Origin of the sequence: Streptomyces sp. NBC_00057, assembly GCF_045041165.1 — a bacterium.
Lineage (GTDB): Bacteria > Actinomycetota > Actinomycetes > Streptomycetales > Streptomycetaceae > Streptomyces.
In genome coordinates this window covers 6,964,863-6,990,537 of record NZ_CP108256.1, presented here as the reverse complement: position 1 = coordinate 6,990,537, position 25,675 = coordinate 6,964,863, and the positions used below count along the sequence as shown (strand labels likewise).

24 protein-coding genes, 1 pseudogene and 1 riboswitch are annotated in these 25,675 nt (G+C 71.0%); of the genes and pseudogenes, 14 read left to right on the top strand and 11 right to left on the bottom strand.

The features are described 5' to 3' along the window. Positions 1-29 precede the first annotated feature (29 nt). From OG953_RS32875 to OG953_RS32850, 6 genes are all read left to right on the top strand, one after another. Positions 30-704: a TetR/AcrR family transcriptional regulator gene (locus OG953_RS32875; protein WP_405688864.1), complete on the top strand. Its 675-nt coding sequence runs from the start codon at positions 30-32 to the stop codon at positions 702-704. A gap of 29 nt (positions 705-733) precedes the next feature. Next, a complete protein-coding gene (locus tag OG953_RS32870; protein ID WP_401991794.1) occupies positions 734-1,732 on the top strand; it encodes a DEDDh family exonuclease in 999 nt (332 codons plus the stop codon). Between the two features lie 64 nt (positions 1,733-1,796). Further along, a complete protein-coding gene (locus OG953_RS32865) occupies positions 1,797-2,030 on the top strand; it encodes a hypothetical protein (RefSeq protein WP_405688863.1) in 234 nt (77 codons plus the stop codon). Between the two features lie 71 nt (positions 2,031-2,101). Then, complete coding sequence (locus OG953_RS32860; RefSeq protein WP_405692190.1) at positions 2,102-2,926, top strand: SURF1 family protein; 825 nt, start codon at positions 2,102-2,104, stop codon at positions 2,924-2,926. Between the two features lie 120 nt (positions 2,927-3,046). Beyond that, positions 3,047-4,846, top strand: a complete 1,800-nt coding sequence (locus OG953_RS32855) for a glycoside hydrolase family 15 protein (RefSeq protein ID WP_405688862.1) — start codon at positions 3,047-3,049, stop codon at positions 4,844-4,846. A 5-nt stretch (positions 4,847-4,851) separates the two neighbouring features. Next, positions 4,852-5,607 carry an SDR family oxidoreductase gene (locus OG953_RS32850; RefSeq protein ID WP_405688861.1) on the top strand — a complete coding sequence of 252 codons (756 nt, stop codon included), beginning with the start codon at positions 4,852-4,854 and terminating at the stop codon, positions 5,605-5,607. Positions 5,608-5,690: 83 nt separating this feature from the next. On the opposite strand, the gene amaP is transcribed toward OG953_RS32850, so the two are convergent. Genes amaP through OG953_RS32825 form a run of 5 tightly spaced genes read right to left on the bottom strand, consistent with a single transcriptional unit; the run spans position 5,691 to position 8,005 of the window. Then, entirely contained in the window at positions 5,691-6,269 is a 579-nt protein-coding gene (gene amaP / locus OG953_RS32845) for an alkaline shock response membrane anchor protein AmaP (protein ID WP_405688860.1), read from the bottom strand. 5 nt (positions 6,270-6,274) lie between these two features. Then, positions 6,275-6,961, bottom strand: coding sequence for a DUF6286 domain-containing protein (locus OG953_RS32840; RefSeq protein WP_405688859.1), 687 nt, complete (start codon positions 6,959-6,961; stop codon positions 6,275-6,277). Beyond that, positions 6,958-7,320 (bottom strand): hypothetical protein, encoded by a 363-nt coding sequence (locus OG953_RS32835; RefSeq protein WP_405688858.1) that lies wholly within the window; start codon positions 7,318-7,320, stop codon positions 6,958-6,960. The genes OG953_RS32840 and OG953_RS32835 overlap by 4 nt, the downstream gene beginning before the upstream one ends. After that, on the bottom strand, positions 7,317-7,508 hold the full coding sequence (locus tag OG953_RS32830) for a hypothetical protein (RefSeq protein WP_405688857.1): 192 nt from the start codon (positions 7,506-7,508) through the stop codon (positions 7,317-7,319). The genes OG953_RS32835 and OG953_RS32830 overlap by 4 nt, the downstream gene beginning before the upstream one ends. Before the next feature lie 32 nt (positions 7,509-7,540). Next, on the bottom strand, positions 7,541-8,005 hold the full coding sequence (locus OG953_RS32825) for an Asp23/Gls24 family envelope stress response protein (protein ID WP_405688856.1): 465 nt from the start codon (positions 8,003-8,005) through the stop codon (positions 7,541-7,543). Positions 8,006-8,097: 92 nt separating this feature from the next. Here OG953_RS32825 and OG953_RS32820 point away from each other — a divergent pair, with 92 nt between their 5' ends. Beyond that, positions 8,098-8,799, top strand: a complete 702-nt coding sequence (locus OG953_RS32820) for a hypothetical protein (RefSeq protein ID WP_405688855.1) — start codon at positions 8,098-8,100, stop codon at positions 8,797-8,799. A 71-nt stretch (positions 8,800-8,870) separates the two neighbouring features. Here OG953_RS32820 and OG953_RS32815 read toward each other — a convergent pair whose 3' ends face one another. The 3 genes from OG953_RS32815 to OG953_RS32805 all read right to left on the bottom strand — a co-directional run bounded on the left by OG953_RS32815 (position 8,871) and on the right by OG953_RS32805 (position 11,975). Continuing rightward, on the bottom strand, positions 8,871-9,662 hold the full coding sequence (locus OG953_RS32815) for an enoyl-CoA hydratase/isomerase family protein (RefSeq protein ID WP_405688854.1): 792 nt from the start codon (positions 9,660-9,662) through the stop codon (positions 8,871-8,873). A 151-nt stretch (positions 9,663-9,813) separates the two neighbouring features. After that, positions 9,814-10,035: a helix-turn-helix domain-containing protein gene (locus OG953_RS32810; RefSeq protein WP_352163566.1), complete on the bottom strand. Its 222-nt coding sequence runs from the start codon at positions 10,033-10,035 to the stop codon at positions 9,814-9,816. A gap of 341 nt (positions 10,036-10,376) precedes the next feature. Beyond that, entirely contained in the window at positions 10,377-11,975 is a 1,599-nt protein-coding gene (locus tag OG953_RS32805) for an ABC-F family ATP-binding cassette domain-containing protein (protein WP_405688853.1), read from the bottom strand. Between the two features lie 272 nt (positions 11,976-12,247). Between OG953_RS32805 and OG953_RS32800 the strand changes: the two are divergent. Beyond that, positions 12,248-13,054, top strand: a pseudogene (locus OG953_RS32800) (neutral zinc metallopeptidase). A 145-nt stretch (positions 13,055-13,199) separates the two neighbouring features. Further along, the gene (locus tag OG953_RS32795) at positions 13,200-13,613 is read left to right on the top strand and encodes a VOC family protein (RefSeq protein WP_405688852.1); all 414 of its coding nucleotides are present in this window, start codon (positions 13,200-13,202) and stop codon (positions 13,611-13,613) included. A 57-nt stretch (positions 13,614-13,670) separates the two neighbouring features. Here the strand turns inward: OG953_RS32795 and OG953_RS32790 are convergent, their stop codons facing one another. From OG953_RS32790 to OG953_RS32780, 3 genes are all read right to left on the bottom strand, one after another. Beyond that, a complete protein-coding gene (locus OG953_RS32790) occupies positions 13,671-14,981 on the bottom strand; it encodes a hypothetical protein (RefSeq protein ID WP_405692188.1) in 1,311 nt (436 codons plus the stop codon). A 185-nt stretch (positions 14,982-15,166) separates the two neighbouring features. Continuing rightward, positions 15,167-16,294: an alpha/beta hydrolase gene (locus tag OG953_RS32785; RefSeq protein WP_405688851.1), complete on the bottom strand. Its 1,128-nt coding sequence runs from the start codon at positions 16,292-16,294 to the stop codon at positions 15,167-15,169. Positions 16,295-16,415: 121 nt separating this feature from the next. Continuing rightward, on the bottom strand, positions 16,416-17,075 hold the full coding sequence (locus tag OG953_RS32780; protein ID WP_405688850.1) for a class II aldolase/adducin family protein: 660 nt from the start codon (positions 17,073-17,075) through the stop codon (positions 16,416-16,418). A gap of 262 nt (positions 17,076-17,337) precedes the next feature. Between OG953_RS32780 and OG953_RS32775 the strand changes: the two genes are divergently transcribed. The 5 genes from OG953_RS32775 (at position 17,338) to cobN (ending at position 25,557) form a co-directional block, all read left to right on the top strand. Further along, positions 17,338-18,603: an anion permease gene (locus OG953_RS32775; RefSeq protein ID WP_405688849.1), complete on the top strand. Its 1,266-nt coding sequence runs from the start codon at positions 17,338-17,340 to the stop codon at positions 18,601-18,603. A gap of 35 nt (positions 18,604-18,638) precedes the next feature. Further along, complete coding sequence (locus OG953_RS32770) at positions 18,639-18,869, top strand: hypothetical protein (protein ID WP_405688848.1); 231 nt, start codon at positions 18,639-18,641, stop codon at positions 18,867-18,869. Positions 18,870-19,040: 171 nt separating this feature from the next. Then, a riboswitch (cobalamin riboswitch) is annotated at positions 19,041-19,172 on the top strand. Between the two features lie 144 nt (positions 19,173-19,316). Continuing rightward, the gene (locus OG953_RS32765; protein WP_405688847.1) at positions 19,317-20,345 is read left to right on the top strand and encodes a cobalamin biosynthesis protein; all 1,029 of its coding nucleotides are present in this window, start codon (positions 19,317-19,319) and stop codon (positions 20,343-20,345) included. Further along, complete coding sequence (locus tag OG953_RS32760; RefSeq protein WP_405688846.1) at positions 20,342-21,898, top strand: cobyric acid synthase; 1,557 nt, start codon at positions 20,342-20,344, stop codon at positions 21,896-21,898. The genes OG953_RS32765 and OG953_RS32760 overlap by 4 nt, the downstream gene beginning before the upstream one ends. A gap of 8 nt (positions 21,899-21,906) precedes the next feature. After that, complete coding sequence (cobN, locus tag OG953_RS32755) at positions 21,907-25,557, top strand: cobaltochelatase subunit CobN (RefSeq protein WP_405692187.1); 3,651 nt, start codon at positions 21,907-21,909, stop codon at positions 25,555-25,557. The last annotated feature ends 118 nt before the right edge of the window (positions 25,558-25,675 follow it).

The following is a 25,675-nucleotide window of genomic DNA, read 5'->3' as shown; positions in this document are numbered from 1 at the left end:
GTAATGGAGTTCGAGAATCAAGGAGCGCTGTGGCGCGTTCGTCACTGACCCGCGAAGAGGTCCTGGACACGGCCGGCGCCCTGGTGAAGCGGCACGGCCCGCAGGCTCTCACCATGCGCGCTCTCGCCGCGGAACTGGGCACCGCGGTCACGTCGATCTACTGGCACGTCGGCAATCGTGAATCGCTGCTGGACGCCCTCGTCGAGCGCACCGTGCAGGAGATGGGCACCCTCCGCCCGGCCGGCCGGACCCCGGCGGCCCGTATCGTCTCCGTCGCCCGCGGCCTGCGCCGCGAACTGCGGGCCAGGCCGCATCTGATCGCGATGGTCCACGAACGAGGGCTCACCGAGCGGATGTTCCTCCCCGCGCAACAGGCCCTCGTCCACGAGGTGCACGCCGCGGGGCTGCGCGGGACGCGGGCGGCGGCAGCGGTGCGGGCGGTGCAGTTCCAGACCGTCGGCTTCCTGCTCGTCGAACGCAACCGGGAGCGGTCCCCCGTCCAGTCACCCGGCGAGGGCGATCTGTGGGCCGCGTCCACCGCGGACGACGACCCGGCACTGGCCCGTGCACTGGCCCGGCCCGCCGACCCGGACCGACTGTTCGCGGATTCCGTACGGGCCCTGGTGGAGGGGTTGCTGGCGGGCCCCGTACAACAGGGGTCGCGCCGCGGTACCGGCATGCGGGGGCGGGAGACAGCCGAATAGGGGACTGTCAGTCGCGGCCCGTATTCTCTGTGACCATGCTCGACGACCGCCAGACCGCAGCACCGTGGCCGACCGCCTACCCGCAGGGGTACGCGGTCGTCGACGTGGAGACCACCGGACTCGCACGGGACGACCGGATAGTGTCCGCTGCCGTCTACCGCCTGGACGCGCAGGGCAATGTCGAGGACCACTGGTACACCCTCGTCAACCCTCAGCGTGATCCCGGTCCCGTCTGGATCCACGGACTGACCAGCGATGTCCTCGAAGGCGCTCCGCTCTTCCCGGAGGTCGCCGCCCAGCTCTCCGAGCGGCTCGCCAACCGCGTGCTCGTCGCGCACAATGCGGCTTTCGACTGGTCGATGCTGGCCCGGGAGTACGCACGGGCCTCGGTCACCGCCCCCGTCGAGCAGCGACTGTGCACCATCGCGCTCTCCAAGGAGCTGCGGCTGCCGCTGCCCAACCACAAGCTGGAGTCGCTGGCCGCGCACTTCGGAGTCGTGCAGCAGCGCGCCCACCATGCCCTGGACGACGCCCGGGTGCTGGCCGAGGCGTTCCGGCCGAGTCTGCATGCGGCGGCGCGGGGCGGGGTGCGGCTGCCGTTGCTGGAGTGCCGGCCGCTGACCGAGTGGTCGGACTCCCCGGTCACACCGCGGGTCGGCTACCAGCCTTCGTACGGTCAGAACAGCTGGCGTCCCTCGCGCAAGCGTCCGGCGTGCCCGTATCCGAACCCCGGACGGTACGAGAAGGACAAACCTCTCATGCAGGGCATGCGGGTGGCGTTCTCGGGGGACACCTCCGTCGACCGCGAACTGCTGGAGGACCGGGCCGTGGAAGCCGGGCTGCACGTGGCGACCAGTGTGTCCCGGCTGACCAGCCTGCTCGTCACCAATGACCCGGACTCTGCGACGTCGAAGACGGTGAAGGCGAAGTCGTTCGGCACACCGGTTCTGGACGAGAGCGCGTTCACCCACCTGTTGCGCGATGTGGCGCCGGCGTCGACGCGGGCGGCCGCGCCGTCATCGGAGTGAACCGGGGCCGACTCGCCCACCCGCCGCTCGCCCGCCGCCGCCCTTGCGTCCCACCCTGTGGCGCATGGCACGTTGCGAGGTTTGCGGAAACGACTACGGCATGTCCTTCGAGGTGCACGCGCAGGGCTCGGTGCACGTCTTCGACTGTTTCTCCTGCGCCATTCACCGCATGGCGCCCATCTGTGAACACTGCAGGGTCCAGATCATCGGCCAGGGAGTCGAGGTCGACGGGCACTGGTTCTGCGGCGGTCACTGCGCCCGCGCCGAGGGGAAGGTGGGCATCATCGACAAAGTCTGATCACCGGCCACCGCGCCCCCTTCCCCCACCCCTCCGCGATGCACCCCATGACGCAGTTGTACCGTCATGGGGTGTACCGCTTCCTGTTGACCCGGCAGTGGCTGATCCTCGCCCTCCTCTCCCTCGTCCTGATTCCCACGATGGTCGAGCTGGGCTTCTGGCAGCTGCACCGGCATGAGCACAAGGTCGCGCAGAACTCTCTGATTTCCCACAACCTCAAGGCAAAAACGGTTCCGGTCACCTCGCTCACCTCCCCGGGTCACACGGTCCCGCGCTCCGACTACTGGCGAGCGGTGACGGCCACGGGTACGTACGACACCGCACACGAGGTGGTCGTACGCCGCAGGACCTCCACCGACGGCCGGATCGGCGTCCATGTACTGATCCCGCTCGACCTCAAGGGCGGCGGCACGGTCCTGGTCAACCGCGGCTGGGTACCCTCCGCCGAAAGCCAGCGCACCTTCCCCGACGTACCGGCCGTGCCCAAGGGCGAAGTGACCATCACCGGGCGGCTCAAGGCCGACGAGACGACGAGCGCCAGCGGCATCAAGGACATCTCGGACCTGCCGGACCGCCAGGTGATGCTGATCAACAGCGCCCAGGAGGCCAAGAGGCTCTCCCGGCCCGTGCTCGGCGGCTACATCGAGCAGACCGGGCCCGAGCCCTCCGGCGACTCCCCGGAACTGATCGCGGCTCCTGACGACAGCTCGATCGGCCCGCACATGGCGTACGCCGTGCAGTGGTGGCTGTTCGCCGCCGGTGTCCCGGTCGGTTTCGTGGTCCTCGCCCGCAGGGAGAAGCGCGACCGGGTGGAGGCCGCGGCCAAGGCCGCCGCCGGGGAGCAGGATGCCTCCGAGCCGAAGAAGCCGGAGCAGCCGGAACCCGCGACGGCCTGACACCGGCTCCGCCCGGGTGTCGGCGAGCTGTCCGAGGGCCGGCATCGGCTGTCCGTCGGAGTGACCCCCATCTCTCCTGGGACTGCTTAGCGAGGCCCAGGTTCGGGAACACGCCAGAACGTGACCCCACGCATCGAGGACTATGCCCTCATCGGCGATCTCCAGACAGCCGCCCTGGTCGGCAGGAACGGTTCTGTCGACTGGCTGTGCCTGCCCCGCTTCGACTCGGGCGCCTGCTTCGCGGCCCTGCTCGGCGACGAGGACAACGGCCACTGGCGGATCGCCCCGAAGGGTGCCGACACCTGCACCCGACGCGGCTATGCGGGTGACTCCCTCGTCCTGGAGACGTTCTGGGAGACCCGTACCGGCACGGTCAAGGTCATCGACTTCATGCCGCAGCGCGATCAGGAACCCGATGTCATGCGGATCATCGAGGGCATCAGCGGCACCGTCGAGATGAGCTCCGTGATCCGGCTGCGCTTCGACTTCGGCTCGGTCGTGCCGTGGGTGCGCCGCTCGCAGGGGCACCGGGTGGCGGTCGCGGGGCCGGACTCGGCCTGGCTGCGCAGCGAGCCGCCGGTCAAGACATGGGGCCAGCAGTTCTCCACCTGCTCCTCGTTCACCGTCTCCGCGGGCGAACAGGTGGCATTCGTCCTGACCTGGCACCCCTCGCACTCGCCCCGCCCCGATCTCGTCAACCCGTTCGAGGCGCTGAAGAGCACCCTGTCCGACTGGGCCGAGTGGTCCGCGCGGTGCAAGTACCGGGGCCCGTACCGGGAGGCGGTGATCCGCTCGCTGATCACGTTGAAAGCGCTCACCTTCGGTCCGACCGGCGGCATCGTGGCAGCTCCCACCACCTCGCTGCCCGAGGAGATCGGCGGTGTACGGAACTGGGACTACCGCTTCTGTTGGCTGCGGGACTCCACCCTCACCCTCGGCGCCCTCATCTCGGCCGGCTATCTGGAGGAGGCCGCCGCCTGGCGGGACTGGCTGCTGCGGGCCGTCGCCGGGGACCCGGCCGACCTGCAGATCATGTACGGCCTGGCGGGCGAACGCAGACTGCCCGAGTCGGAGCTGCCGTGGCTGAGCGGATACGAGAACTCCAGCCCGGTCCGGATCGGTAACGCCGCGGTCCGCCAGCGTCAGCTCGATGTGTACGGAGAGGTCATCGACTCGTTGCGGCTCGCGCGCGAGGCGGGCCTGGACGACAAGCCGCACGCCTGGAGTCTTCAGCTCAGCCTGCTCGGCTTCCTGGAGTCCACCTGGCGCGAGCCGGACGAGGGGCTGTGGGAGATCCGAGGCCAGCGCCGCCACTTCGTGCACTCCAAGGTGATGGCCTGGGTCGCCGCCGACCGTGCCGTACGCACCCTGGAGAAGAACCCCTTGCTGGCCGGCGACGCCGACCGGTGGCGGGCGATGCGGGACGCCGTGCACCGGGAGGTGTGCGAGAAGGGGTTCGACCCGGTACGGAACACCTTCACGCAGTCCTACGGCTCCCGGAATCTGGACGCCGCGACGCTGCTGATCCCCCGGACCGGTTTCCTGCCGCCGGACGATCCCCGGGTGGTCGGGACGGTCGACGCGGTCCGGGACGAGCTGGGCAGCGGCTGCCTGGTCCGCCGCTACAGCACGGACGGCGCCTCGATCGACGGGCTGCCCGGCAGCGAAGGGGCCTTTCTGGCGTGCTCGTTCTGGCTGGCCGACGCCCTGCGCCTGACCGGGCGTGCCGAGGAGGCCAGAGAGCTCTTCGAGCAGCTCCTGGCACTCCGTAACGATGTGGGGCTGCTCGCCGAGGAGTACGACACCGTCGGGCACCGGCAGGTCGGCAACTTCCCGCAGGCGTTCAGCCACATCGGGCTGGTGGGCACCGCCATGGCGCTGGCCGGGGAGGACACGCTGGAGGGCGACACGGCAGGATAGGGCCCATGGATCTTGGACTGAAGGACCGTGTGTACATCGTCACCGGAGCGAGCCGGGGGCTGGGCAACGCCACGGCGCGGGCGCTGGCCGAGGATGGCGCGAGGGTGATCATCACCGGCCGGGACGAGAAGCGCGTCGAGGCGGCCGCCGCCGAACTGGGGCCGGACGCCGTCGGCCTCGCCGCGGACAACGCCGACCCCGCCTCCGCGCAGCGTCTGGTGGACAGCGCGCACGAGCGGTTCGGGCGGCTCGACGGCATTCTCATCAGCGTCGGCGGGCCGGCGCCCGGCTTCGTCACCGACAACACCGACGAGCAGTGGCAGTCGGCCTTCGAGTCGGTGTTCCTGGGCGCGGTACGCCTTGCCAGGGCCGCGGCGGCCACGCTCGGCGAGGACGGGGTCATCGGCTTCGTGCTCTCCGGCTCCGTGTACGAGCCGATCGCCGGGCTGACGATCTCCAACGGTCTGCGCCCCGGCCTGGCCGGTTTCGCCAAGTCCCTGGCCGATGAGCTCGGCCCCCGGGGCATCCGCGTGGTGGGGCTGCTGCCGGGCCGGATCGGCACGGACCGGATGCGTGAGCTGGATGCGCTCTCGGGCGATGCGGAAGCCTCTCGTACGGCCAATGAGGCAGGTATTCCGCTGCGGCGCTACGGCACTCCGGAGGAGTTCGGTAGGACTGCGGCGTTCCTGCTCTCGCCCGCAGCGTCCTACCTGACGGGCATCATGCTGCCGGTCGACGGCGGCTCCCGGCACGGCTTCTGAACCGGCCCGCTCCGCCCTGGATCGCCGGACGGGTTCGCTTCCTCAAGCCCCTCCGGCGATCGGGGGCGCCACGGCAACGGACGTCAACTCACCCTTTCCGCACGGTGCTTGACCGCCCTCAACCGCACCTCGGCCGGGAGCTCCGCCAGCCCGGCCGAATCCCGCGCATGGGCCAGTGCCTCGTCGGTGAGGCGGCCGAGCGCCTCGTCCGGCGCCGCGTGCGGCTCCATCAGCAGGCGGATCCTGGCGTGCGGCGAACTGCGCCGGCCGGTCAGCACGACCTGGGCGCGAGCCACCCCGTGCAAGGTCCCCGCCTCATCGGCGAGCACCCCCTCCAGGGCCCGGCCCCGCAGGAGCGCGCCCTCGCCGTCGCCGCTGTCCACCAGCACCTCGGCGAGACGGGCGCGGCGCAGCTGGGCCAGCAGCCACCACAGGGCGAGGACGACCACGACGGCCAGGAGCGCGATCACCGTCGGCCACCACCATCCCTCGCCGCGCCAGCGGTCCCGGTCGGCCTCGCTGAGGAGCACATCGTCCTTGCCGTACCAGGGCCACCAGGACGGCACGGAGAGGCCGAGCCCGGCCGCGAGCACCGCACCGCCGCCGCAGATCAGCACCAGCCCGGCCAGGCCGAGCAGTACCCGGTTGACGGTCCTGAGCAACGGGCTCACCCCTTCTTCGCGGGACGGCGGACATGTACGGACAGGCTCGGTGGCCTGGCCAGGCCCAGTTCCTTGATGCCGGTCCCGAGCACGGTGTCCAGATCGGCCCGTACGTCGTCGAGTTCACGGAAGTGCGACACCGCACGCACCCCGACCTTGCCCCGGCCCATCCGGACCCGTACCGACTGCACACCCGACACCTCGATGGCCCGGTCCCGCAGGACCAGTGCGGCCGCGGCCCGGTCGAGGCCGGCCCGTACGCCGGGGCGGTCGCGGCGCATCGGCAGCAGGTCGCGGAGTCCGGGGGTGACGGCGAGCACGAGCAGCCACAGGCCGATCGCCACGGCGGCCGCCGCGCCGGCCAGCACCCAGACGTTGTCCAGCGGCCGGCCGGCGAGCTCGTCGGCCAGCGTGCGGCGCCACTGCATCGCCGGGTGGTCGGCCCGTACCGCCGCCACGTCGTAGAGCAGCAGACCGGTGCCGCCGAGGACCACCAGGGCGAGGATCGCCGCAGGGATGCGGCGCGCGGACCAGAAACGGCCCGCCCTGCCGCCGCCCTCCTGCTGCGCGGGCACCGGGTCGTGGGCGGCGGACGAGGCGGACCGGTCGAGTTCGAGCACGGTCCCCTGCTCGACGGACGGGGTGGTGGGCAGCGGTTGCGTACGGTGTTCCGGTTCGTGGGGTTCGGTCATCGGATCCTCCCCTGTGCCGCGATGCTCGCTCCCGTCGGATGCAGGCGCTCGACCTGTACGGCAACCTCGGGCACTTCCATCCCCGCCAGCGCCTTTACCCGCTCGGTGACATGCCGACGTACCCCGCCGCACTGGCGGCCGATGTCGCAGGGGTATCCGAGCTCCAGGCTCACCCGGACCCGGGCGGTGTCGCGGTGCACCGTGACCGTGGCGCGCGGCGAGGCGCCTTCCTCCGGCGGCTCGTCGATCGCCTCCTTCGCCGCCTGTGCGGCGATCTTCGCGACCACCCGGTCGGCGATCCGGGTCTCCCCGCGCTCACCGGCGGCGACCCGGCCGCTCGCCTCCGACAACGCCGTCACCGCCGTCGGTCGCCGCGCTCGCGACTCCGGAAGAAGTCGCCGGGCTCCAGGTCGCCCTCCAGGAAGCGACCGACGATGAAGCCGATCGCCCCCAACGCGGCCACCAGCACAAAGGCCCCGAAACCGCCGAAGTACCCGGCGAATCCGAGCGCCATGCCGGCCACCATGCCGACCACAGCCATGTTCATCCTGCGCTCCTCAACTGCCTCGGTCAGGAGGCCTACTGGAGATGTGGCTCGGGTTCTTCTTCCTCGTCGGGCAGCTTCACATCGCTGACCGCGATATTGACCTCTACGACTTCGAGGCCCGTCATCCTCTCGACCGCCGCGACCACGTTCTCCCGTACGTCACGGGCGACATCGGCGATCGACACGCCGTAGTCGACGACGATCTCCAGGTCGAGGGCGGTCTGTGATTCGCCGACCTCCGCCTTGACCCCTCGGGTGACGGACTTCCCACCTCCGGGTACCCGTTCGCGCACCGCTCCGAACGTACGCGCGAAGCCGCTGCCCATCGCATGGACACCGACCACGTCACGTGCCGCCATTCCCGCGATCTTCTCGACCACGCCGTCGGCGATGGTCGTACGGCCACGGGTGGCGGGGGCTCCCCCGCCGCGCTTGGTGATCGGGCTCGATTCCTTGTCGGGGCTCTCAGGACGGTTCCGCTGTGGGGTGTCGGTCATCGCCACTCTTCCCTTCGGGGCAGGTTGGACCTCGCTGCCCACATTAAGTGCGCTTGCCCCGTCTCGCGCCGTGGATGCGGCAGGCTGGGGAAATGACGACGGCTGACAGCCCGCACAGGGCCGACGGATGGACGGCAGCGGTTCGGCGACGGCTCGGCCTCGGCCGACTGCTTCCGCTGGGCGGTCCGGCGGACGGGGCCTGGATCTCGGAGCGGGCCGCGGCCTGGGTGTTGCGCGACGCGGTGGGCGGGCCGGGACCTGGACCGGCGCTCGGGGAGCTCAGGATCTCCGTGGCTGATCCGGACCGGGCCCCGGACGCGGAGGTGGAACCGCCGCCGAGTGCGCTGCCGCCGGGGCCGCTGCGGATCGAGGCGACCATGTCGGCGATGTCCGGCCGGCCGCTGCCCGCCGCGGCCGCGGAGCTGCGCTCGGCGCTGCTGACGGCGGCCGCGCACCGGCTGGGCCTGGTGGTCGCCGAGGTGGATCTCCGGGTGACGGAGCTGCTGGACACACCACCCGAACGGCGGGCGCCCGCACCGGCCGAGGTGCGCTCGGCGAGGCCGGAGGGGGCGGCGGGGCTCGCTGCCGCGGGTGTTCCGGGTGTCGTGACGCTGACCCGGGTGCTGGGCGACGCGGTGCACGAGGGCCCGGACCGTGTACGGGTCGAACTGGCGACGGACTCCGGCCACCGGGCGCTCGATGTGGCACGTGCGGTACGGGGCGCGGTGGCGGATGCGGTGAAGGGGCGTCCCTCGGTCGCGGTGCTGGTCACGGCGGTGGTGGAGCGGGACTGACCATCGGACGGGGCTGACCGCCGGACGGGCCCGAGGAGCGAGCCCGCCCGGCGATCGAGGGCGCAGCCCTCTCAGTCGGTGATGCCCGCCAGGTCGCGCAGACGGCGGCCCTGCGCGGCGCGCTCGGCGACGCGCTGCTCCTCGTAACCACGGGAGACGGCACCGCTCAGCAGCGCCTTGGTCTCCACGACCGCGTCGCGCGGGGCAGCCAGCAGTGCGCCGGCCAGATCGCGGGCGGCGGCGTCCAGTTCGTCGGCGGGGACGACGAGGTTGGCCAGGCCGGTGCGCTCGGCCTCCGCAGCGTGCACGAAGCGGCCCGTGGCGCAGATTTCGAGCGCGCGGGCGTACCCCACCAGGTTGACCAGGGGGTGTGTGCCGGTGAGGTCGGGAACCAGACCGAGGCTGGTCTCGCGCATGGCGAACTGCACGTCCTCGGCGACGATCCGCAGATCGCAGGCGAGGGCGAGCTGGAAGCCGGCACCGATCGCATGCCCCTGGACCGCCGCGATCGACACGATGTCGTTGCGGCGCCACCAGGTGAACGCCTCCTGGTACTCGGCGATGGTCGCATCGAGCTCGGCCTCCGGGCCTCGCGCCATGTCGAGGAAGGACGGCTCGCCGTCGAACCCCTCGGGGGTGAACGCCTGCCGGTCGAGGCCCGCGGAGAAGGACTTGCCCTCGCCGCGGAGCACAACGACCCGCACATTGCCGGGCAGTGCCCGTCCGGCCTCTGTCAACGCCCGCCACAGAGCGGGGGACTGAGCGTTGCGCTTGGCCGGATTGGTGAGGGCCACCGTGGCAACCGCGTCATCGACGGTGAGTCGTACGCCGTCCTTGTCGAGCACAGAGTCGAGCGAGGTCATGGGGCGCCTCCGGATCGGGTCAGTCAGCACTTCGAGCTAAGTGACTGAACAGTAACCACCCGGCCGACATCACGATCGACCGGGTGGCCACCGCCGAAACCGGTGAGCCCCGGGGCGGGCCGGACGACCTTCCCCGATCCGCCGAAGGCCGTCAGGCCGTGGCGGCCTTCTTGCCTCGTGTCGCTCCGCCGCGTCCACGCAGCGCGACTCCGGACTCACTGAGCATCCGATGGACGAATCCGTAGGAGCGGCCGGTCTCTTCGGCCAACGCCCGGATGCTCGCACCGGAGTCGTACTTCTTCTTCAGGTCTGCCGCGAGCTTGTCACGCGCGGCGCCGGTAACCCGGCTGCCCTTCTTCAGAGTCTCGGCCACCCGTGCCTCCTCATGGGAAGTGCGCTCTGGACTCTCATGATCACCCCTCGGAGGCTTCCTGGCCACCCATTCGGCAAGGTCCGTGCAACCGGATTCCCGCCCGGAGAACGGGCCCACACGACCGGAATCCTGCATTCCGCGGGGCTGTGGGGGCGAGTGGGGACAGGCTCGGGATGAACCTCCAGGTCAGGGCCACACGGGGATCGCGGCCCCAAATGGGTGCGCCCGGCAGGCATCTGCCGGGCGCCGCGCCGAGGTACGAGACGTACTCACGCAGATGATGGATCACGCATAGGCCGAATGATCCAGACGAAGTGGATCAGACGGTGACGGGGCCGGGATCAGGCCAGCGCGACGAGGTCCTGGTAGTCCGCGCCCCACAGGTCCTCGACACCGTCCGGCAGCAGGATGATGCGCTCCGGCTGAAGCGCCTCGACCGCTCCCTCGTCGTGCGTGACGAGGACGACGGCGCCCTTGTACGTACGCAGCGCGCCGAGGATCTCCTCGCGGCTGGCCGGGTCGAGGTTGTTCGTCGGCTCGTCCAGGAGCAGCACATTGGCGGAGGAGACCACCAGGGTCGCCAGTGCGAGACGGGTCTTCTCGCCGCCGGAGAGGACGCCGGCGGGCTTGTCGACGTCGTCGCCGGAGAAGAGGAACGAGCCCAGCGTCTTGCGGACCTCGACGAGGTCGAGATCCGGGGCGGCGGAGCGCATGTTCTCCAGGACCGTGCGCTCCGGGTCGAGGGTCTCGTGCTCCTGGGCGTAGTAGCCGAGCTTGAGCCCGTGGCCCTCGATGACCTCGCCGGTGTCGGGCTTCTCGGCACCGCCGAGGAGCCGGAGCAGGGTGGTCTTGCCCGCACCGTTGAGGCCGAGGATGACGACCCGGGAGCCCTTGTCGATGGCGAGATCCACATCGGTGAAGATTTCGAGCGAGCCGTAGGACTTGGACAGTCCCTCCGCCATCAGGGGGGTCTTGCCGCACGGCGAGGGCTCGGGGAAGCGCAGCTTGGCGACCTTGTCGGAGACCCGGACGGCCTCCAGGCCGGAGAGCAGCCGCTCGGCGCGCTTGGCCATGTTCTGCGCGGCAACGGTCTTGGTGGCCTTGGCGCGCATCTTGTCGGCCTGCGAGTTGAGGGCCGCGGCCTTCTTCTCGGCATTCTGCCTCTCGCGCTTGCGGCGCTTCTCGTCGGCCTCGCGCTGCTGCTGGTAGAGCTTCCAGCCCATGTTGTAGATGTCGATCTGCGAGCGGTTGGCGTCGAGATAGAAGACCTTGTTGACGACCGTCTCGACGAGCTCGACATCGTGGGAGATCACGATGAAACCGCCGCGGTAGGTCTTGAGGTAGTCGCGCAGCCAGACGATCGAGTCGGCATCGAGGTGGTTCGTCGGCTCGTCGAGCAGCAGGATGTCGGCGTCCGAGAACAGGATGCGGGCCAGCTCGACGCGGCGGCGCTGACCGCCGGAGAGTGTGTGGAGCGGCTGTCCGAGCACCCGGTCGGGCAGGCTGAGCGCGGCGGCGATGGTGGCGGCCTCGGCCTCGGCGGCGTATCCGCCCTTGGTGAGGAACTCCGTCTCCAGGCGCTCGTACTTCTTCATCGCCTTCTCACGGGTGGCGCCCTTGCCGTTCGCCATCCGCTCCTCGTTCTCGCGCATCTTGCGCAGGATCTCGTCGAGACCGCGGGCGGAGAGGATGCGGTCGCGGGCGAGTACGTCGAGGTCGCCGGTGCGCGGGTCCTGCGGGAGGTAGCCCACCTCGCCGGAGCGGGCGATGGTGCCGCCGGCGGGGTTGCCCTCGCCTGCGAGGCACTTGGTGAGGGTGGTCTTACCCGCTCCGTTGCGGCCGACGAGGCCGATGCGGTCGCCCTTGGCGATACGGAAGGAGGCGGACTCGATGAGGATGCGGGCGCCGGCGCGCAGCTCGATGCCGGAAGCGGTGATCACGGTAAAACTCCAGGGCGGTGTGGACGGCGGGCGGGACGATGACAGAGTTCGACTCGACGCCGTTACTCATGCACAAGGAGATTTGCCATACGGGTCATTCTACTGGCGGTGTGCAACTGCTTTTCCGCATGCACTCACGGCACTTGCCGAAATCTCGCTCAGCGCTGCGGCTCCACTCCACCGCGCGACCAAAAAAGGGCATTGCGGTGTGAACTACCTAATACTCGGCGGAGGTGGTGAGACCACCACGGCCGGAGCAGAGGGTGGTGCCCATGCAGTTCGACGACGACGCCGATCTGGACACGTCCGAGGTCCAGGATGTGCGTGGCAGCCGCATCCCCGGCGGCAAGGCCACCGTGGGCGGCGGCATCGCCGGTCTCATCGCACTGATCCTGGGGCTGTTCTTCGGCGTCGGCCCCGATCAGCGCGGCCTGTCGTCCGGCGACTCGGGTACGAGGCGACCGCGTCCTCGGCGGCACAGGTGCAGCAGTCCTGCCGGACCGGGCAGGACGCGAACACCAGGGACGATTGCCGGACCGTCGCGGTGGTCAACAGCAGCCACCGCGTGCGGCACCGCGACCTCGGCGGTCGGGCCGTTCTACTGCCCGGGTGACCGAAAGGTCTATCTGGACCTGGGTTTCTTCGACGAGCTGCGGACGAAGTTCGGCTCCAGCGGCGGCCCGTTCGCCCAGGCGTACGTCGTCGCCCATGAGTACGGGCACCATGTGCAGGACCTCATGGGGACGCTGAGCCGCTCACAGGACAGACCGACCGGCGCCAACAGCAAGGCGGTCAAGGTGGAACTGCAGGCGGACTGTTACGCCGGGGTCTGGGCGCATCACGCGACGACCATGCCCGACGAATCGACCGGGCGGCCGCTGATCACCTCGTTGACACAGGCGGACATCCGGGACGGGCTCGACGCGGCGGCCGCTGTCGGCGACGACCGGATCCAGGAGAAGTTCCAGGGCCGGGTCACGCCTGAGTCCTGGGCGCACGGCTCGGCCGCGCAGCGGCAACAGTGGTTCACCACCGGCTTCCGCAGCGGCGACATGGCCGATTGCAACACCTTCCGCTGAGCCGGGCCGTTTGCAGCCGGGCCGTCCGAGCCGGGCCTCTTGAGCCGAGCCGGGCCGCTGTCAGCGGCCGGTGGAAGACTGAGATGCAGATCACAGAGACAGGTCACAGAAACAGGTCACGGGAGTACGAGAAGGGGTGAGCGCGATGGCAGGCGCACCGGCCGGCGTTCCGACGATCTATCCGACGATTCTGTACGACGACGCGAAGGCCGCGATCAGGACGCTGACGGAGGGCCTCGGCTTCAGCGAGGAAGCGGTGTACGAGGGCGAGAACGGCACGGTGCTGCATGCGGAGCTGTCCTGCGGCAACGGCAGGGTCATGCTGGGCTCCAAGGGCCGCGAGGGTGTCTTCGCCAAGGCGATGCAGGGCGCAGGCCCGGCCGGTGTCTACGTCGTGGTGGACGAGGTCGATGAGCACCACGCCCGGGCCGTGGAGTACGGGGTGGAGATCCTGATGCCGCCCACGGACCAGGACTACGGCTCCCGCGACTTCATTGCGCGGGACGCGGAGGGCAATGTGTGGAGCTTCGGGACGTACGCACCGGGGTCAGCGGACTGACGGGCGGTCGGCCGGACGGGCTTGGGGCCGAGCCCGTCCGACGCGGACTCACCCGCGCTACGCGCCGCCCGTGTGCACCTGGAACGCGGCCCGGCGCACCGCTTTGGCCAGCGCGGGGTCCGGGTGCGCGGCGGCCAGGGCCACCAGGACCTGCACGGTGCGCGGGTGGCCGACTGCCCGTACCTCGTCCAGCAGCGCCGGCACCGTGCCCTGAACGGCCGAGTCGAGATGGCGGACCAGCAGCCCGGTCTCGCCGTGGTCCGCGACGGCCGCCGCGGTGTCGACCCAGAGCCAGGTGGCTTCCTCGCGGCTGAGGACGTCCTGGGCGTCCTCGGGGTCCGCTCCGCCGTACTCGGCCAGCCACAGCAGCGCGTAGGGGCGCAGCGAGGGGTCGCCCACGACGGAGCGCACCTCGGGCTCGGCGGGGGCGCCGACGACCCGGAGTGCCTCGAAGGCGAGCCCGCGCAGCAGCGCGTCCTCCCCGCGGGCGACGCCGAGGAGTTCGGCAACGGCGCTGCCGACGGGACGGGCGGCGAGCCAGGCTCGGTATTCGGCGCGGGCCGGGCCGGGGGTGAGCCGGGCGCAGCCGAGCAGCATGTCCGCGGCGGACTGCTCGATGTTCCCGGCCGGGCTCTGGGCCGCGACGCAGATCTGTTCCAGCTTGACCCAGACCGCCCAGTTGCCGAGCGGGGTGAGGGTGGCATGTCCGGCGCCGAGGGTGAGCGCGCCTACCGCGGCCAGTCCCTCAAGGGCCCAGTCGAGAAGGAGGGCGACCAGGGCTGCGGGGTGTGCCGCGGGGGCGGATTCGGCCGGTGCGGGCGGCGCCTGCGGCCCGTACGGCACCTCGCAGCGCTCCTCGTGGAGTTCCGCGACACGCTGGCCGAGAAGGTCCAGGAGCGCGGGCACGGTGACCGGGCCCGCCGAGAGCTGGAGGAGGGAGAGCACCTGCGGCACGGCCTCGACGGCCTCTGCGACCGCGGTGGACTCGATGCCCTCGGGCGCGGGGTGGACGAGCGACCACGCGTCGAAGAGCGCCACCCAGCCGCGGAGCACGGCGGAGTCGTCACGGTCCCAGGCGCGCAGCCGCCAGCCGGGGCGTGCGGTGTCGCCGTGCAGTTCGACCAGACCGGCGAGCCGGGCCCGGTCCCAGCCGGAGCGCACCTGGGCCGGGGACAACTCCAGGGCTGTCGCGGCCCGTTCGAGGGCCTGGGCGGCCAGGGGCGGCGCGCCGGGGATCGCGCCGTCGGCTGCCCAGCGGGCGATCCGTACGGCGTCGGCGAGGGCCGTCCTGGCCTGGCGGGCCAGTTCCGCCCTGGGGGGGGTGCCCTCCGGGGGGCGAGGAGCCGGCCTGGTGCGCCGGGTGGTCACGGCCTTGCGAGCGGTGGCAAGGGGTCGCGGGCGGACAAGTCGCAGCCTGGAGTCGCGCGGGGTACGGGACGTCACGGGGAGCAGTCTTGCCCCTGACGGCCCGAAAGCCCAAACGGAACCCGAATTCGCGGTGGAAGGGGGTGACGGGCGGGGTCCGCACCAATCGGCCGATCCCTGGCATCAGGTCACATCAGGGGCGTGAGGAAGCGGCGCAGGGCCTCTTCGTAGTGGACCGGATCGGCATTCCACATCGCCGCATGCGGAGCCTGCGGTACGGCGCGCAGGGCGACCAGGTCCGGGCGGCGGGCGGCGAGATCGCGGGACGGCTGCCAGGGGGCCAGGGTGTCGTTCGGGCCGTGGAAGATCAGGGTCGGGACGTGCAGCGCCGTTGCGACGGAGCCGTCCAGGAGCCGGGCGCCGCGCAGCCCGGTCTGTCCCTGGGCCGCGCGGACGGCGAGCGGCAGCAGTGCGGTCGGGACACCGCGGGCGACGGCCAGGGCGCGCAGCGTGGTGACCCAGTCCAGGACCGGGGAGTCGAGGACGAGACCGCAGATCCGGTTGCGGAGCGCGGAGTTGACGGCCGCGTGCAGCGCCATCGAGGCACCGGTGGACCAGCCGTGCAGGACGACCTTCTCGGCTCCGTACCGCACGGCGAAGCGGATCGCCGCGTCCAGGTCGCGCCATTCGGACTCGCCGAGGTGGGCGAGGCCGTCCGGGGAACGCGGCGCTCCGGCGTCGCCACGGTAGGCCAGGTCGAGCACGGGCAGGCGCAGATCGTGCAGGAACTCCATGACGTTCATGGGGTGTTCCCTGGTGGTGCCGAGGCCGTGCACGGTGATGACCCAGGTGTCGCGGGGGCCGGGCAGGAACCAGGCGGGCAGGGGGCCGAGTTCGCCGGGGATCTCGACTTCGTTGTGATCCAGTCCGAGGGCCGACGAGGGGTCGCCGCTGTGCAGCTGCGGGGTGATGCGGACCTTGGCGCCGGTTTCCAGGCTTCCGCGGTTGACTCGTTCCAGTCTGCGGACGACGGTGTCGGGGGCGTGGTGGGCGTGTTCGATCACCGGGCCGACGACGGCGTGGACGTCGTCGGCCACCAGTCCGTACGTACCGGGCCGCAGGGCGGCGAAGGAACGCGTCAGGGTGACCTGCCCGGCCGCTGTGGCGTGCACGGTGAGTCTGCGGTCGGCTGGGAGCGGTCGTCCGGACGGCGCTCCGAGTGCGGCGTCGCTGGCGTACCGGCCGGCTGCGACCGCTGCCGCACCGACGCCGAGGATCGTGGTGACGGCTGCTGCCGTGACTGTTGCCGGGCGCACTGCTTCAGTGTCGTGGGGTGCGCCGCACCCTGCCAGCGGACGGGGCCGTCCGGTGCCCCGGCAGGGGCAGCGGACGGATGGGATGGGACAGCCAGGACAGCGGGGACAGGCAGGGGTCGGGTCAGCCCGGTTGTCCGTATCCCTTCAGTGCCTCCTGTACGTCGCGCAGCTGGGCCGGGGAGAGCAGGGTCGGGGCGTGTCCGGGGACGGAGCTCGCGGTGAGCCAGAGCCGGCAGAGCCATTCCAGCTGGGCGGTCCTGTCGTACGCCTCGTCCAGGGTCGCTCCGTAGGTCACGGTTCCGTGGTTCTGGAGCAGGCAGCCCATACGGCCCTGCAGAGCGTCGAGCATGTTCTCGGCCAGCTCCTCGGTCCCGTAGCGCGCATAGGCCGCGACCCGGACGGGGCCCCCGAGCACGGCGGCGGCGTAGTGGACCGAAGGGACCTCGGGGACCAGGGTGGAGACGGCCGTGGCGTGCACCGCGTGGGTGTGCACGACTGCGGCGGCGTCGCTGTTCCGGTAGACCGCGAGATGGAGCGGGAGTTCGCTGGTCGGGGCCAGTTCGCCGAGGACGCGGTTGCCTTCCAGATCGACGCCGACGGCGTCCTCGGGGCGGAGCCGGTCGTACGGCACTCCGCTCGGGGTGACCAGGACCGTCCCGCCGACCCGCGCCGACACATTTCCCGAGGTCCCGACGACGAGGCCGTCCGCCGCCGTCCTGCGGGCGGTGGCGACGACACCGTCCCAGGCACGTTCGATCGCGTCCCGTTGCTGATCGCTCATGCGGAGATCCTGTCAGCCCTGGAGGCGAACGGGTAAGCGATCGGCGGGATAAGTCACAAACCGGAGAAGTTCACAAAAGGGGTTACGGGGGGCGAATCAGGCCCGAATCGGCCCTGCGCCCGGCCCGCACCGCCCCGCGAAGGACAAACGGAACGACCCGACCCCAGTTGGAGTCACCACAGCGCCCCGCCCAGTTCACCTTCCGTTCATCCAGGTTGCCTACGGTCCACATGCCAATGACGTCGAACGATTGCCTGGGTAGATGGAACACATCACGCTGCTACTCGCGATTGTGATCGTGACAGCTCTAGTGTTCGATTTCACGAACGGTTTCCACGACACCGCCAACGCGATGGCGACCACCATCTCGACCGGTGCACTCAGACCGAAGACAGCGGTGGCCATGTCCGCCGTTCTCAACCTCGTCGGCGCGTTCCTGTCGGTCGAGGTCGCCAAGACGATCTCCGGCGGGATCATCAACGAGGACGGGCTGCGGACAGAAGTCATCTTCGCGGCACTCGTCGGCGCCATCCTGTGGAATCTGCTGACCTGGCTGGTCGGACTGCCGTCCAGTTCCTCGCACGCCCTGTTCGGCGGTCTGATCGGCGCAGCCGTGATGTCGGCGGGCTGGTCGTCGGTCAACGGCGACACCGTCGTCACCAAGGTGCTGCTCCCCGCGGTCGCCGCCCCGATCGTCGCCGGTCTGGCCGCACTGCTGGCCACCAGGCTGACGTACCGGATCGGCGGGAAGATCCGCAACGACGCCCAGGAGAAGGCCACTGCCAAGGGCTACCGTGCCGGCCAGATCGCCTCGGCCGGACTGGTCTCCCTCGCCCACGGCACCAACGACGCGCAGAAGACCATGGGCATCATCACCCTGGCCCTGGTCACCGGTGGCGTCCTGCAGCCCGGCTCCAACCCGCCGGTCTGGGTCATCGTCTGTGCCGGTACGGCCATCGCACTCGGCACCTACCTGGGCGGCTGGCGCATCATCCGCACCATGGGCAGCGGCCTCACCGACCTCAAGCCGCCGCAGGGCTTCGCCGCGCAGACCAGCGCGGCCACGGTCATCCTGGCCTCCTCGCACCTCGGCTTCTCCCTCTCCACCACCCAGTCCTGCTCCGGCGCCGTGATGGGCGCGGGCCTCGGCCGCCAGGGCGGCGTGGTCCGCTGGTCCACCGCCACCCGGATGTTCGTCGCCTGGGGTCTGACACTGCCGGCCGCGGGCCTGGTCGGCGCGGGCGCGGAACTCCTCACCAAGCAGGGCACCTGGGGTGTCGTGGTCGTCGCGGCGCTGCTCGTCGTGGGCTCCGGGGCGATCTGGCTGGTATCGCGCCGCAAGCCGGTCGGCCACGGCGATGTCGCGCCGACGGGCGGCGACGCCGAGCCCGCGGGGGTCGTCACCACGGCCATCGCCGCCGTCAGCCCGCCGCTCACCGCGGCCCAGGCAGCGGCCCAGGACCTCAAGACCACCATTCCGGCTCCGGCCGGAACCACCCAGGACCCGGCGCGACCCGCCACCGTCTAGGCCAGCCGCCTAGGCAGGCCGTCTAAGGATTCAGCATGAACATCGACTGGGCAGCCCTCGGCTCCGTCTTCGGCGTCTCCCTCGTCGTCACCGTCGCGCTGGTGGGTTTCTTCACCCTGGGCATCGTCGGTCTCTCCAAGCAGCCCGAACCGGCGGCGCAGGGCGGCTCCGGCGGCTCGCTGCTGCTGGCCCGCGTCGGCGCGTACGCCTGCTTCGCGCTGTGCGCTGCGGCGGTCGCGTACGGCATCTATCTGATCGTCGCCTGAGCCCTCCTCCGCGTACTCCCCCGTCGGGCCGGACACACCTCGTGTGTCCGGCCCGTTGTGGTGTGCCCGGCCCGATGTGGGGCTCAGCACACTGCACCGTCGCAGGTCAACGGCAAGTTGACGGGCGTTCGCGGAGCGTGGTGGACTGCCGGAGCCAATTACGGCGACAGCAGAGGAAGCCGGTGCGAATCCGGCGCGGTCCCGCCACTGTCACCGGGGAGCAGTCCCCCACACCGGAAGTCACGGCACGCGCGAGCGGGTTGGAAGGCCGGGGGAACTGCGGATCCGGGAGCCAGGAGACTCTCGTCGCCGGTCACGTCGAACCAGGGCGCGGACCCTGAGTGAGGACATATCGCCATGCCTGGCTGCCGTGCGTCCGTTGCTGTGGCGCTCTCGACGAGAGCCGCCTGTACGAAGGTCCTTCGAGGCGTAACGGCCGGTTGAGCCGTGCGTGCCGACCGCATTTTCGCGTACGGCGCCACGGCCGGTCTGATCGGCGATCTGCTGCTCGGTGACCCCCGCAGGGGACATCCGGTCGCCGCCTTCGGGCGGGCCGCAGCAAGCGTCGAGCGCTGTCTGTGGCGCGACCACCGCGGGTGGGGCGCGCTGCACATGCTCGTCTGCGCCGGAGGCGCCGCGGGTGGTGCCGCGCTGATCACCCGTGCCGTACGCAGCCACCCCGCCGCCTCCGTCGCACTGACCGCGGCCGCCACCTGGTCCGTCGTCGGCGGTACGTCCCTGGGGCGTGAGGCCCGGGCGATCGGCGGCGCCCTGGCCGCCGGTGACATCGAGTCGGCCCGTGAGCGTCTGCCGCATCTGTGCGGGCGCGACCCGTACTCCCTCGACGGACCGCAGATCGCCCGTGCCGTGGTGGAGTCCGTGGCCGAGAACACCTCGGACGCCGTGGTCGGCGCCCTGGTGTGGGGTGCGCTGGCCGGTGTGCCCGGCCTCGTCGGCTTCCGGGCCGCCAACACCCTCGATGCCATGGTCGGCCACAAGTCGCCCCGCCACCGACGCTACGGCTGGGCCTCGGCCCGCCTCGACGACCTCGCGGGCTGGCCCGGTGCCCGGCTCACAGCCCTGCTCGCCGTGGCCGCCGGGGGGCGGCCACGTGGAGCGGTACGGGCGTGGCGGGCCGACGCGGCGAAGCACCCGAGCCCCAACGCGGGCCCGGTGGAGGCCTCGTTCGCGGGTGCGCTCGGCGTACGGCTCGGCGGGACCCTCGCGTACGGCGGCCGGGTCGAACACCGCCCCGTCCTCAACGAGGCGACGGGCCGGGCGGTGGAGACCGAGGACATCGAACGCGCGGTACGGCTGTCGCGCCGGGTGAGTGCGCTGGCCCTCGGCGTGTGTGTGGCAGGACGACTGGGTGCGGGCCTCGCCGCACGACGGATCGCAGGACTTCGGTCCGCAGGACTTCAGGTCACGGGGCTTCAGATCACAGAACGTCGGATCGCAGGACGGAGACGGACATGAGCGGCGGGCTGCTGGTCGCCGGAACCACCTCGGACGCGGGCAAGAGCGTCGTCACGGCAGGCATCTGCCGCTGGCTCGTGCGCCGGGGCGTCAAGGTGGCGCCCTTCAAGGCGCAGAACATGTCGCTGAACTCGTTCGTCACCCGCGAGGGCGCCGAGATCGGGCGCGCCCAGGCCATGCAGGCCCAGGCCGCCCGGGTGGAGCCGACCGCGCTGATGAACCCGGTCCTGCTCAAACCCGGCAGCGACCGCTCCAGCCAGGTCGTCCTGATGGGCAGACCGGTGGGCGAGATGAGCGCACGCGGCTACCACGGAGGCAGGCAGGAAGCGCTTCTCGGCACGGTCGTGGACTGTCTGGAGCAGCTTCGGGGCACGTATGACGCAGTGATCTGCGAGGGGGCGGGCAGTCCGGCCGAGATCAATCTGCGGCGTACGGACATCGTGAACATGGGCATCGCACGGGCGGCACACTTCCCGGTGGTGGTCGTCGGCGACATCGACCGCGGTGGCGTCTTCGCCTCGTTCTTCGGTACGACGGCGCTGCTCGACGCCGAGGACCAGTCGCTGATCGCCGGCTACCTCGTCAACAAGTTCCGCGGCGACGTGTCGCTGCTGGAGCCCGGCCTGGAGATGCTGCGCGGGATCACCGGACGGCAGACCTACGGGGTGCTGCCCTTCGCCCACGGCCTCGGCATCGACGAAGAGGACGGGATGGGGGTCCCCCCTGCTCGAACGCAGTTGAGAGCTTGGGGGAGGGTCTCGCTGCGCGGAGCCGTACGCGAATCGGTCGTCGCGCCGCCGCACGGCGACGACGTGCTGCGCGTCGCGGTGTGCGCCGTACCCCTGATGTCGAACTTCACCGATGTGGACGCACTGGCCGCCGAACCGGGCGTCGTCGTCCGGTTCGTGGACCGCGCCGAGGAGCTGGCCGACGCCGACCTCGTCATCGTGCCGGGCACCCGCGGCACCGTGAACGCGCTGGCCTGGCTGCGCGAGCGCGGCCTCGCCGACGCCCTGGTGCGGCGTGCCGCCGAGGGCCGGCCGGTCCTCGGTATCTGCGGCGGCTTCCAGATCCTCGGTGAACACATCGAGGACGACGTCGAGTCGAGGGCCGGGCACATCGACGGCCTCGGCCTGCTGCCCGTACGCATCCGCTTCGACCGCGAGAAGACCCTCGCCCGCCCCGCCGGCGAGGCGCTCGGCGCCCCCGTCGAGGGGTACGAGATCCACCACGGCGTCGCCGATGTACGCGGCGGCGAACCGTTCCTGGACGGCTGCCGAGTCGGCGCCGTATGGGGCACCCACTGGCACGGCTCGCTGGAGAGCGACGAATTCCGCCGCCGCTTCCTGACCGAGGTCGCGCGGGCCGCCGGCCGGCGCTTCGTCCCCGCCCCCGACACCGGCTTCGCCGCGTTGCGCGAGGAACAGCTCGACCGCCTCGGCGACCTCATCGAAGAACACGCGGACACCGACGCGCTGCTGCGGCTCATCGAGTCGGGCGCACCGTCAGGACTTCCCTTCATCGCCCCCGGAGCACCTGGAGCACGCGCATGAACGCCCCTATGAGCACCGTGCTGTTGCTGTCGACCGCCGACACGGACCTCCTCGCCGCCCGCGCCTGTGGCGCGCGGTACCGGATCGGCAACCCCGCCCGCATCGACGCCCACAAGGAACTCCCCGCACTGATCGAGGGTTCCGCCGTCGCCGTCGTCCGCCTCCTCGGCGGCAAGCGCGCCTGGGAGGACGGGCTGGCTGTCCTCAAGGCGTCCGGCATCCCCACCGTGCTGCTGGGCGGCGAGGCCGTGCCGGACGCGGAGCTGATGGCCGAGTCGTCCGTACCCGCCGGTGTCGTCGCCGAGGCGCTGCGCTACCTCGTGGAGGGCGGTCCCGGAAACCTCGTAGAACTGGCCCGCTTCCTCTCCGACACCGTCCTGCTGACCGGCCACGGCTTCGCCGAACCGCAGAAGATGCCCGAGTGGGGCCTGCACGGCAGCCGCGAGTTCGTCGAGGGCCGCCCGACCGTCGGCGTGCTCTTCTACCGGGCGCACCAGCTGTCCGGGAACACCTCGTTCGTGGACGTCCTCTGCGACGCGGTCGAGGCCCGTGGCGCCAACGCCCTTCCCGTGTACTGCGGTTCGCTGCGCGGCGCGGACACCGGTCTCTACGAACTGCTCGGCAGGGCCGACGCCCTGGTCGCCACGGTGCTCGCGGCAGGCGGCACCCGTGCGTCGGACGCCTCCGCCGGGGGCGACGACGAGGCCTGGGACATCGGCGCGCTCGCCGATCTGAACGTCCCTGTGCTGCAGGGCCTGTGCCTGACCTCCGCGCGCGCCGCGTGGGACGCCTCCGACGCCGCGCTCTCCCCCATGGACGCCGCGATGCAGGTCGCGATCCCCGAGTTCGACGGCCGTCTGATCACCGTCCCGTTCTCCTTCAAGGAGCAGGGTCCCGACGACGTACCCGTGTACCGCGCCGACCCCGAACGGGCCGCGCGCGTCGCAGGAATCGCGGTGCGCCACGCCGTCCTGAAGCACAGGACGAACGCCGAGAAGAAGCTCGCCCTCGTCTTCACCGCCTACCCGACCAAGCACTCGCGCGTCGGCAACGCCGTCGGTCTGGACACGCCCGCATCGGCGGTGCGGGTCCTGGACGCCCTGCGCGACGCCGGTTACGCGGTCGACGGGCACCCGGACAACGGCGACGAGCTCATCCACCGACTCATCAACGCCGGTGGCCACGACGTGGAGTGGCTGACCGAGGAGCAGCTCGCGGCGGCCCCCGCGCGTGTGCCGCTCGCCGACTACCGGGCCTGGTTCGACAAGCTGGAACCGCAGTTGCGCGACTCGATGCTGGAGCACTGGGGCGAGCCGCCGGGTTCGCTGTACGTGGACGGGGACGACATCGTCCTCGCCTCGCTCCGGTTCGGGAATGTGGTGGTGCTGATCCAGCCGCCGCGCGGCTTCGGCGAGAACCCGATCGCGATCTACCACGACCCGGACATGCCGCCGTCCCACCACTACATGGCGACGTACCGCTGGCTGGAGAACTCCTTCGGCGCGGATGCCGTCGTCCACATGGGCAAGCACGGCACGATGGAGTGGCTGCCGGGCAAGGGCCTCGGCCTGTCCGCCGGTTGCGGCCCCGACGCCGTGCTCGGCGAACTGCCGCTGATCTACCCGTTCATCGTCAACGACCCGGGCGAGGGCACCCAGGCCAAGCGGCGTGGGCACGCCACGGTGGTGGACCATCTGGTGCCGCCGATGGCGCGCGCCGACACCTATGGCGACCTGGCCAAGCTGGAGCAGCTGCTCGACGAGTACGCGCTGGTCAGCGATCTCGACCCGACGAAGGCCCCGTCGGTGCGGGCGCAGATCTGGACGCTGGTGAAGGCCGCCGAGCTGCATCACGACCTCCATGTCGACGAACAGCCCGGCGACGACGACTTCGACTCGTTCGTCATGCACATCGACGGCTACCTCTGCGAGATCAAGGACGTCCAGATCCGGGACGGCCTGCACATCCTGGGCGGCGGTCCCGTCGACGAGGCGCAGGTCAACCTGGTGCTGGCCGTGCTGCGCGCCTCCCAGGTGTGGGGCGGTACGGCGAACGCGCTGCCGGGGCTGCGGGCGTCGATCGCCGAGTACTTCGGGCTCGGCGAGAAGGAGTTGCTGGCCGAGCCCGGCGCCGCGGTGAAGGTGCCGGTCGAGCTGACCGAACTGGTCGACGGCCCGGCGCGTACCGGTGCGGATGCGATCGATCTGCTGGAGCAGCTGTGCCGCCGGCTCGCTGAGGGCATGGAGGAGCGCGGCTGGGACATCGCGGCTGCGGCGGGGCTGGTACGGGACGTACTGGGCGTCGAACTCCCGGATGCGGTGGCCGTATTGGGCTTCGCGTGCGAGGAGGTCGTACCGCGTCTGGCCCGGACGACGGACGAGATCGACCACATTCTGCGGGCGCTGGACGGCGGCTTCGTACCGGCCGGTCCGTCCGGATCGCCCACGCGCGGGCTCGTCAATGTGCTGCCGACGGGCCGCAACTTCTACTCCGTGGACCCGAAGGCGATTCCGTCGCGGCTGTCGTGGGAGGTCGGCCAGTCGCTCGCCGACTCCCTGATCGCCCGGTATCTCGCCGACACGGGCGACTACCCGAAGTCGGTCGGCCTGACCGTGTGGGGCACCTCCGCCATGCGTACCCAGGGCGACGACATCGCGGAGATCCTTGCGCTGCTCGGCTGCCGGCCGGTGTGGGACGACGCGTCGCGGCGGGTGACCGGGTTCGAGGTCGTACCCGTGAGCGAGCTGGGGCGCCCGCGCATCGATGTGACCGTGCGGATCTCCGGGTTCTTCCGCGATGCGTTCCCGCATGTGGTGGGGCTGATCGACGATGCGGTACGGACGGTGGCGGAGCTGGACGAGCCCGCCGACGCCAACTACGTACGGGCGCACGCCGACGAGGACACGGCGGAGCACGGCGACCGGCGTCGGGCGACGGCACGCATCTTCGGGTCGAAGCCGGGGGCGTACGGAGCGGGGCTGCTGCCGCTGATCGACGCGCGGAACTGGCGGAGCGACGCGGATCTGGCCGAGGTGTACGCGGTGTGGGGCGGTTACGCGTACGGGCGCGGGCTCGACGGGCGGGCGGCGCGCGGGGACATGGAGACGGCGTTCCGGCGGATCGCGGTGGCGGCGAAGAACGTGGATACGAGGGAACACGACATCCATGATGCGGATGACTATTTCCAGTACCACGGCGGCATGGTGGCCATGGTCCGGCATCTGACTGGCGAGAGCCCCGAGGCGTATGTCGGTGACAGCGCCACGCCCGACCAGGTGAAGACGCGGACACTCGGCGAGGAGACGCACAGAGTCTTCCGCGCGCGGGTCGTGAACCCGCGCTGGATGGCGGCGATGCGGCGCCACGGGTACAAGGGTGCCTTCGAGATGGCCGCGACCGTCGACTACCTCTTCGGGTACGACGCCACGGCGGGGGTCGTCGACGACTGGATGTACGAGAAGTTGTCGGCGGAGTACGTGTTCGACCCGGAGAACCGGGAGTTCATGCAGAAGTCCAACCCCTGGGCGTTGCGCGGGATTTCGGAGCGGCTGCTGGAGGCGGCCGAGCGGGGGCTTTGGGCGGAACCGGACCAGGAGACCCTGGACCGGCTCCGGGCGACCTACCTCGAACTTGAGGGAGATCTGGAGGGAGGCGAGTGACTGCCTCTTCTGGAATCCCCGCATCGGCGGGGAGCAGTCGACCAGGTCGTGTTCCCGTGTGTCGACGTCCGGACCACCTCCGCATCGGCGGGGAGCACGTCTTGACCATTGCAGCTCG

Excerpts from the sequence above, each read along its gene's own strand:
- OG953_RS32865 (WP_405688863.1), top strand. The coding sequence starts at position 1,797 with ATGGCACGTTGCGAGGTTTGCGGAAACGACTACGGCATGTCCTTCGAG.
- OG953_RS32850 (WP_405688861.1), top strand. The coding sequence starts at position 4,852 with ATGGATCTTGGACTGAAGGACCGTGTGTACATCGTCACCGGAGCGAGC.
- OG953_RS32840 (WP_405688859.1), bottom strand. The coding sequence starts at position 6,961 with ATGACCGAACCCCACGAACCGGAACACCGTACGCAACCGCTGCCCACC.
- OG953_RS32830 (WP_405688857.1), bottom strand. The coding sequence starts at position 7,508 with ATGAACATGGCTGTGGTCGGCATGGTGGCCGGCATGGCGCTCGGATTC.
- OG953_RS32825 (WP_405688856.1), bottom strand. The coding sequence starts at position 8,005 with ATGACCGACACCCCACAGCGGAACCGTCCTGAGAGCCCCGACAAGGAA.
- OG953_RS32820 (WP_405688855.1), top strand. The coding sequence starts at position 8,098 with ATGACGACGGCTGACAGCCCGCACAGGGCCGACGGATGGACGGCAGCG.
- OG953_RS32815 (WP_405688854.1), bottom strand. The coding sequence starts at position 9,662 with ATGACCTCGCTCGACTCTGTGCTCGACAAGGACGGCGTACGACTCACC.
- OG953_RS32795 (WP_405688852.1), top strand. The coding sequence starts at position 13,200 with ATGGCAGGCGCACCGGCCGGCGTTCCGACGATCTATCCGACGATTCTG.
- OG953_RS32780 (WP_405688850.1), bottom strand. The coding sequence starts at position 17,075 with ATGAGCGATCAGCAACGGGACGCGATCGAACGTGCCTGGGACGGTGTC.
- OG953_RS32775 (WP_405688849.1), top strand. The coding sequence starts at position 17,338 with ATGGAACACATCACGCTGCTACTCGCGATTGTGATCGTGACAGCTCTA.
- OG953_RS32770 (WP_405688848.1), top strand. The coding sequence starts at position 18,639 with ATGAACATCGACTGGGCAGCCCTCGGCTCCGTCTTCGGCGTCTCCCTC.
- OG953_RS32760 (WP_405688846.1), top strand. The coding sequence starts at position 20,342 with ATGAGCGGCGGGCTGCTGGTCGCCGGAACCACCTCGGACGCGGGCAAG.
- cobN (WP_405692187.1), top strand. The coding sequence starts at position 21,907 with ATGAGCACCGTGCTGTTGCTGTCGACCGCCGACACGGACCTCCTCGCC.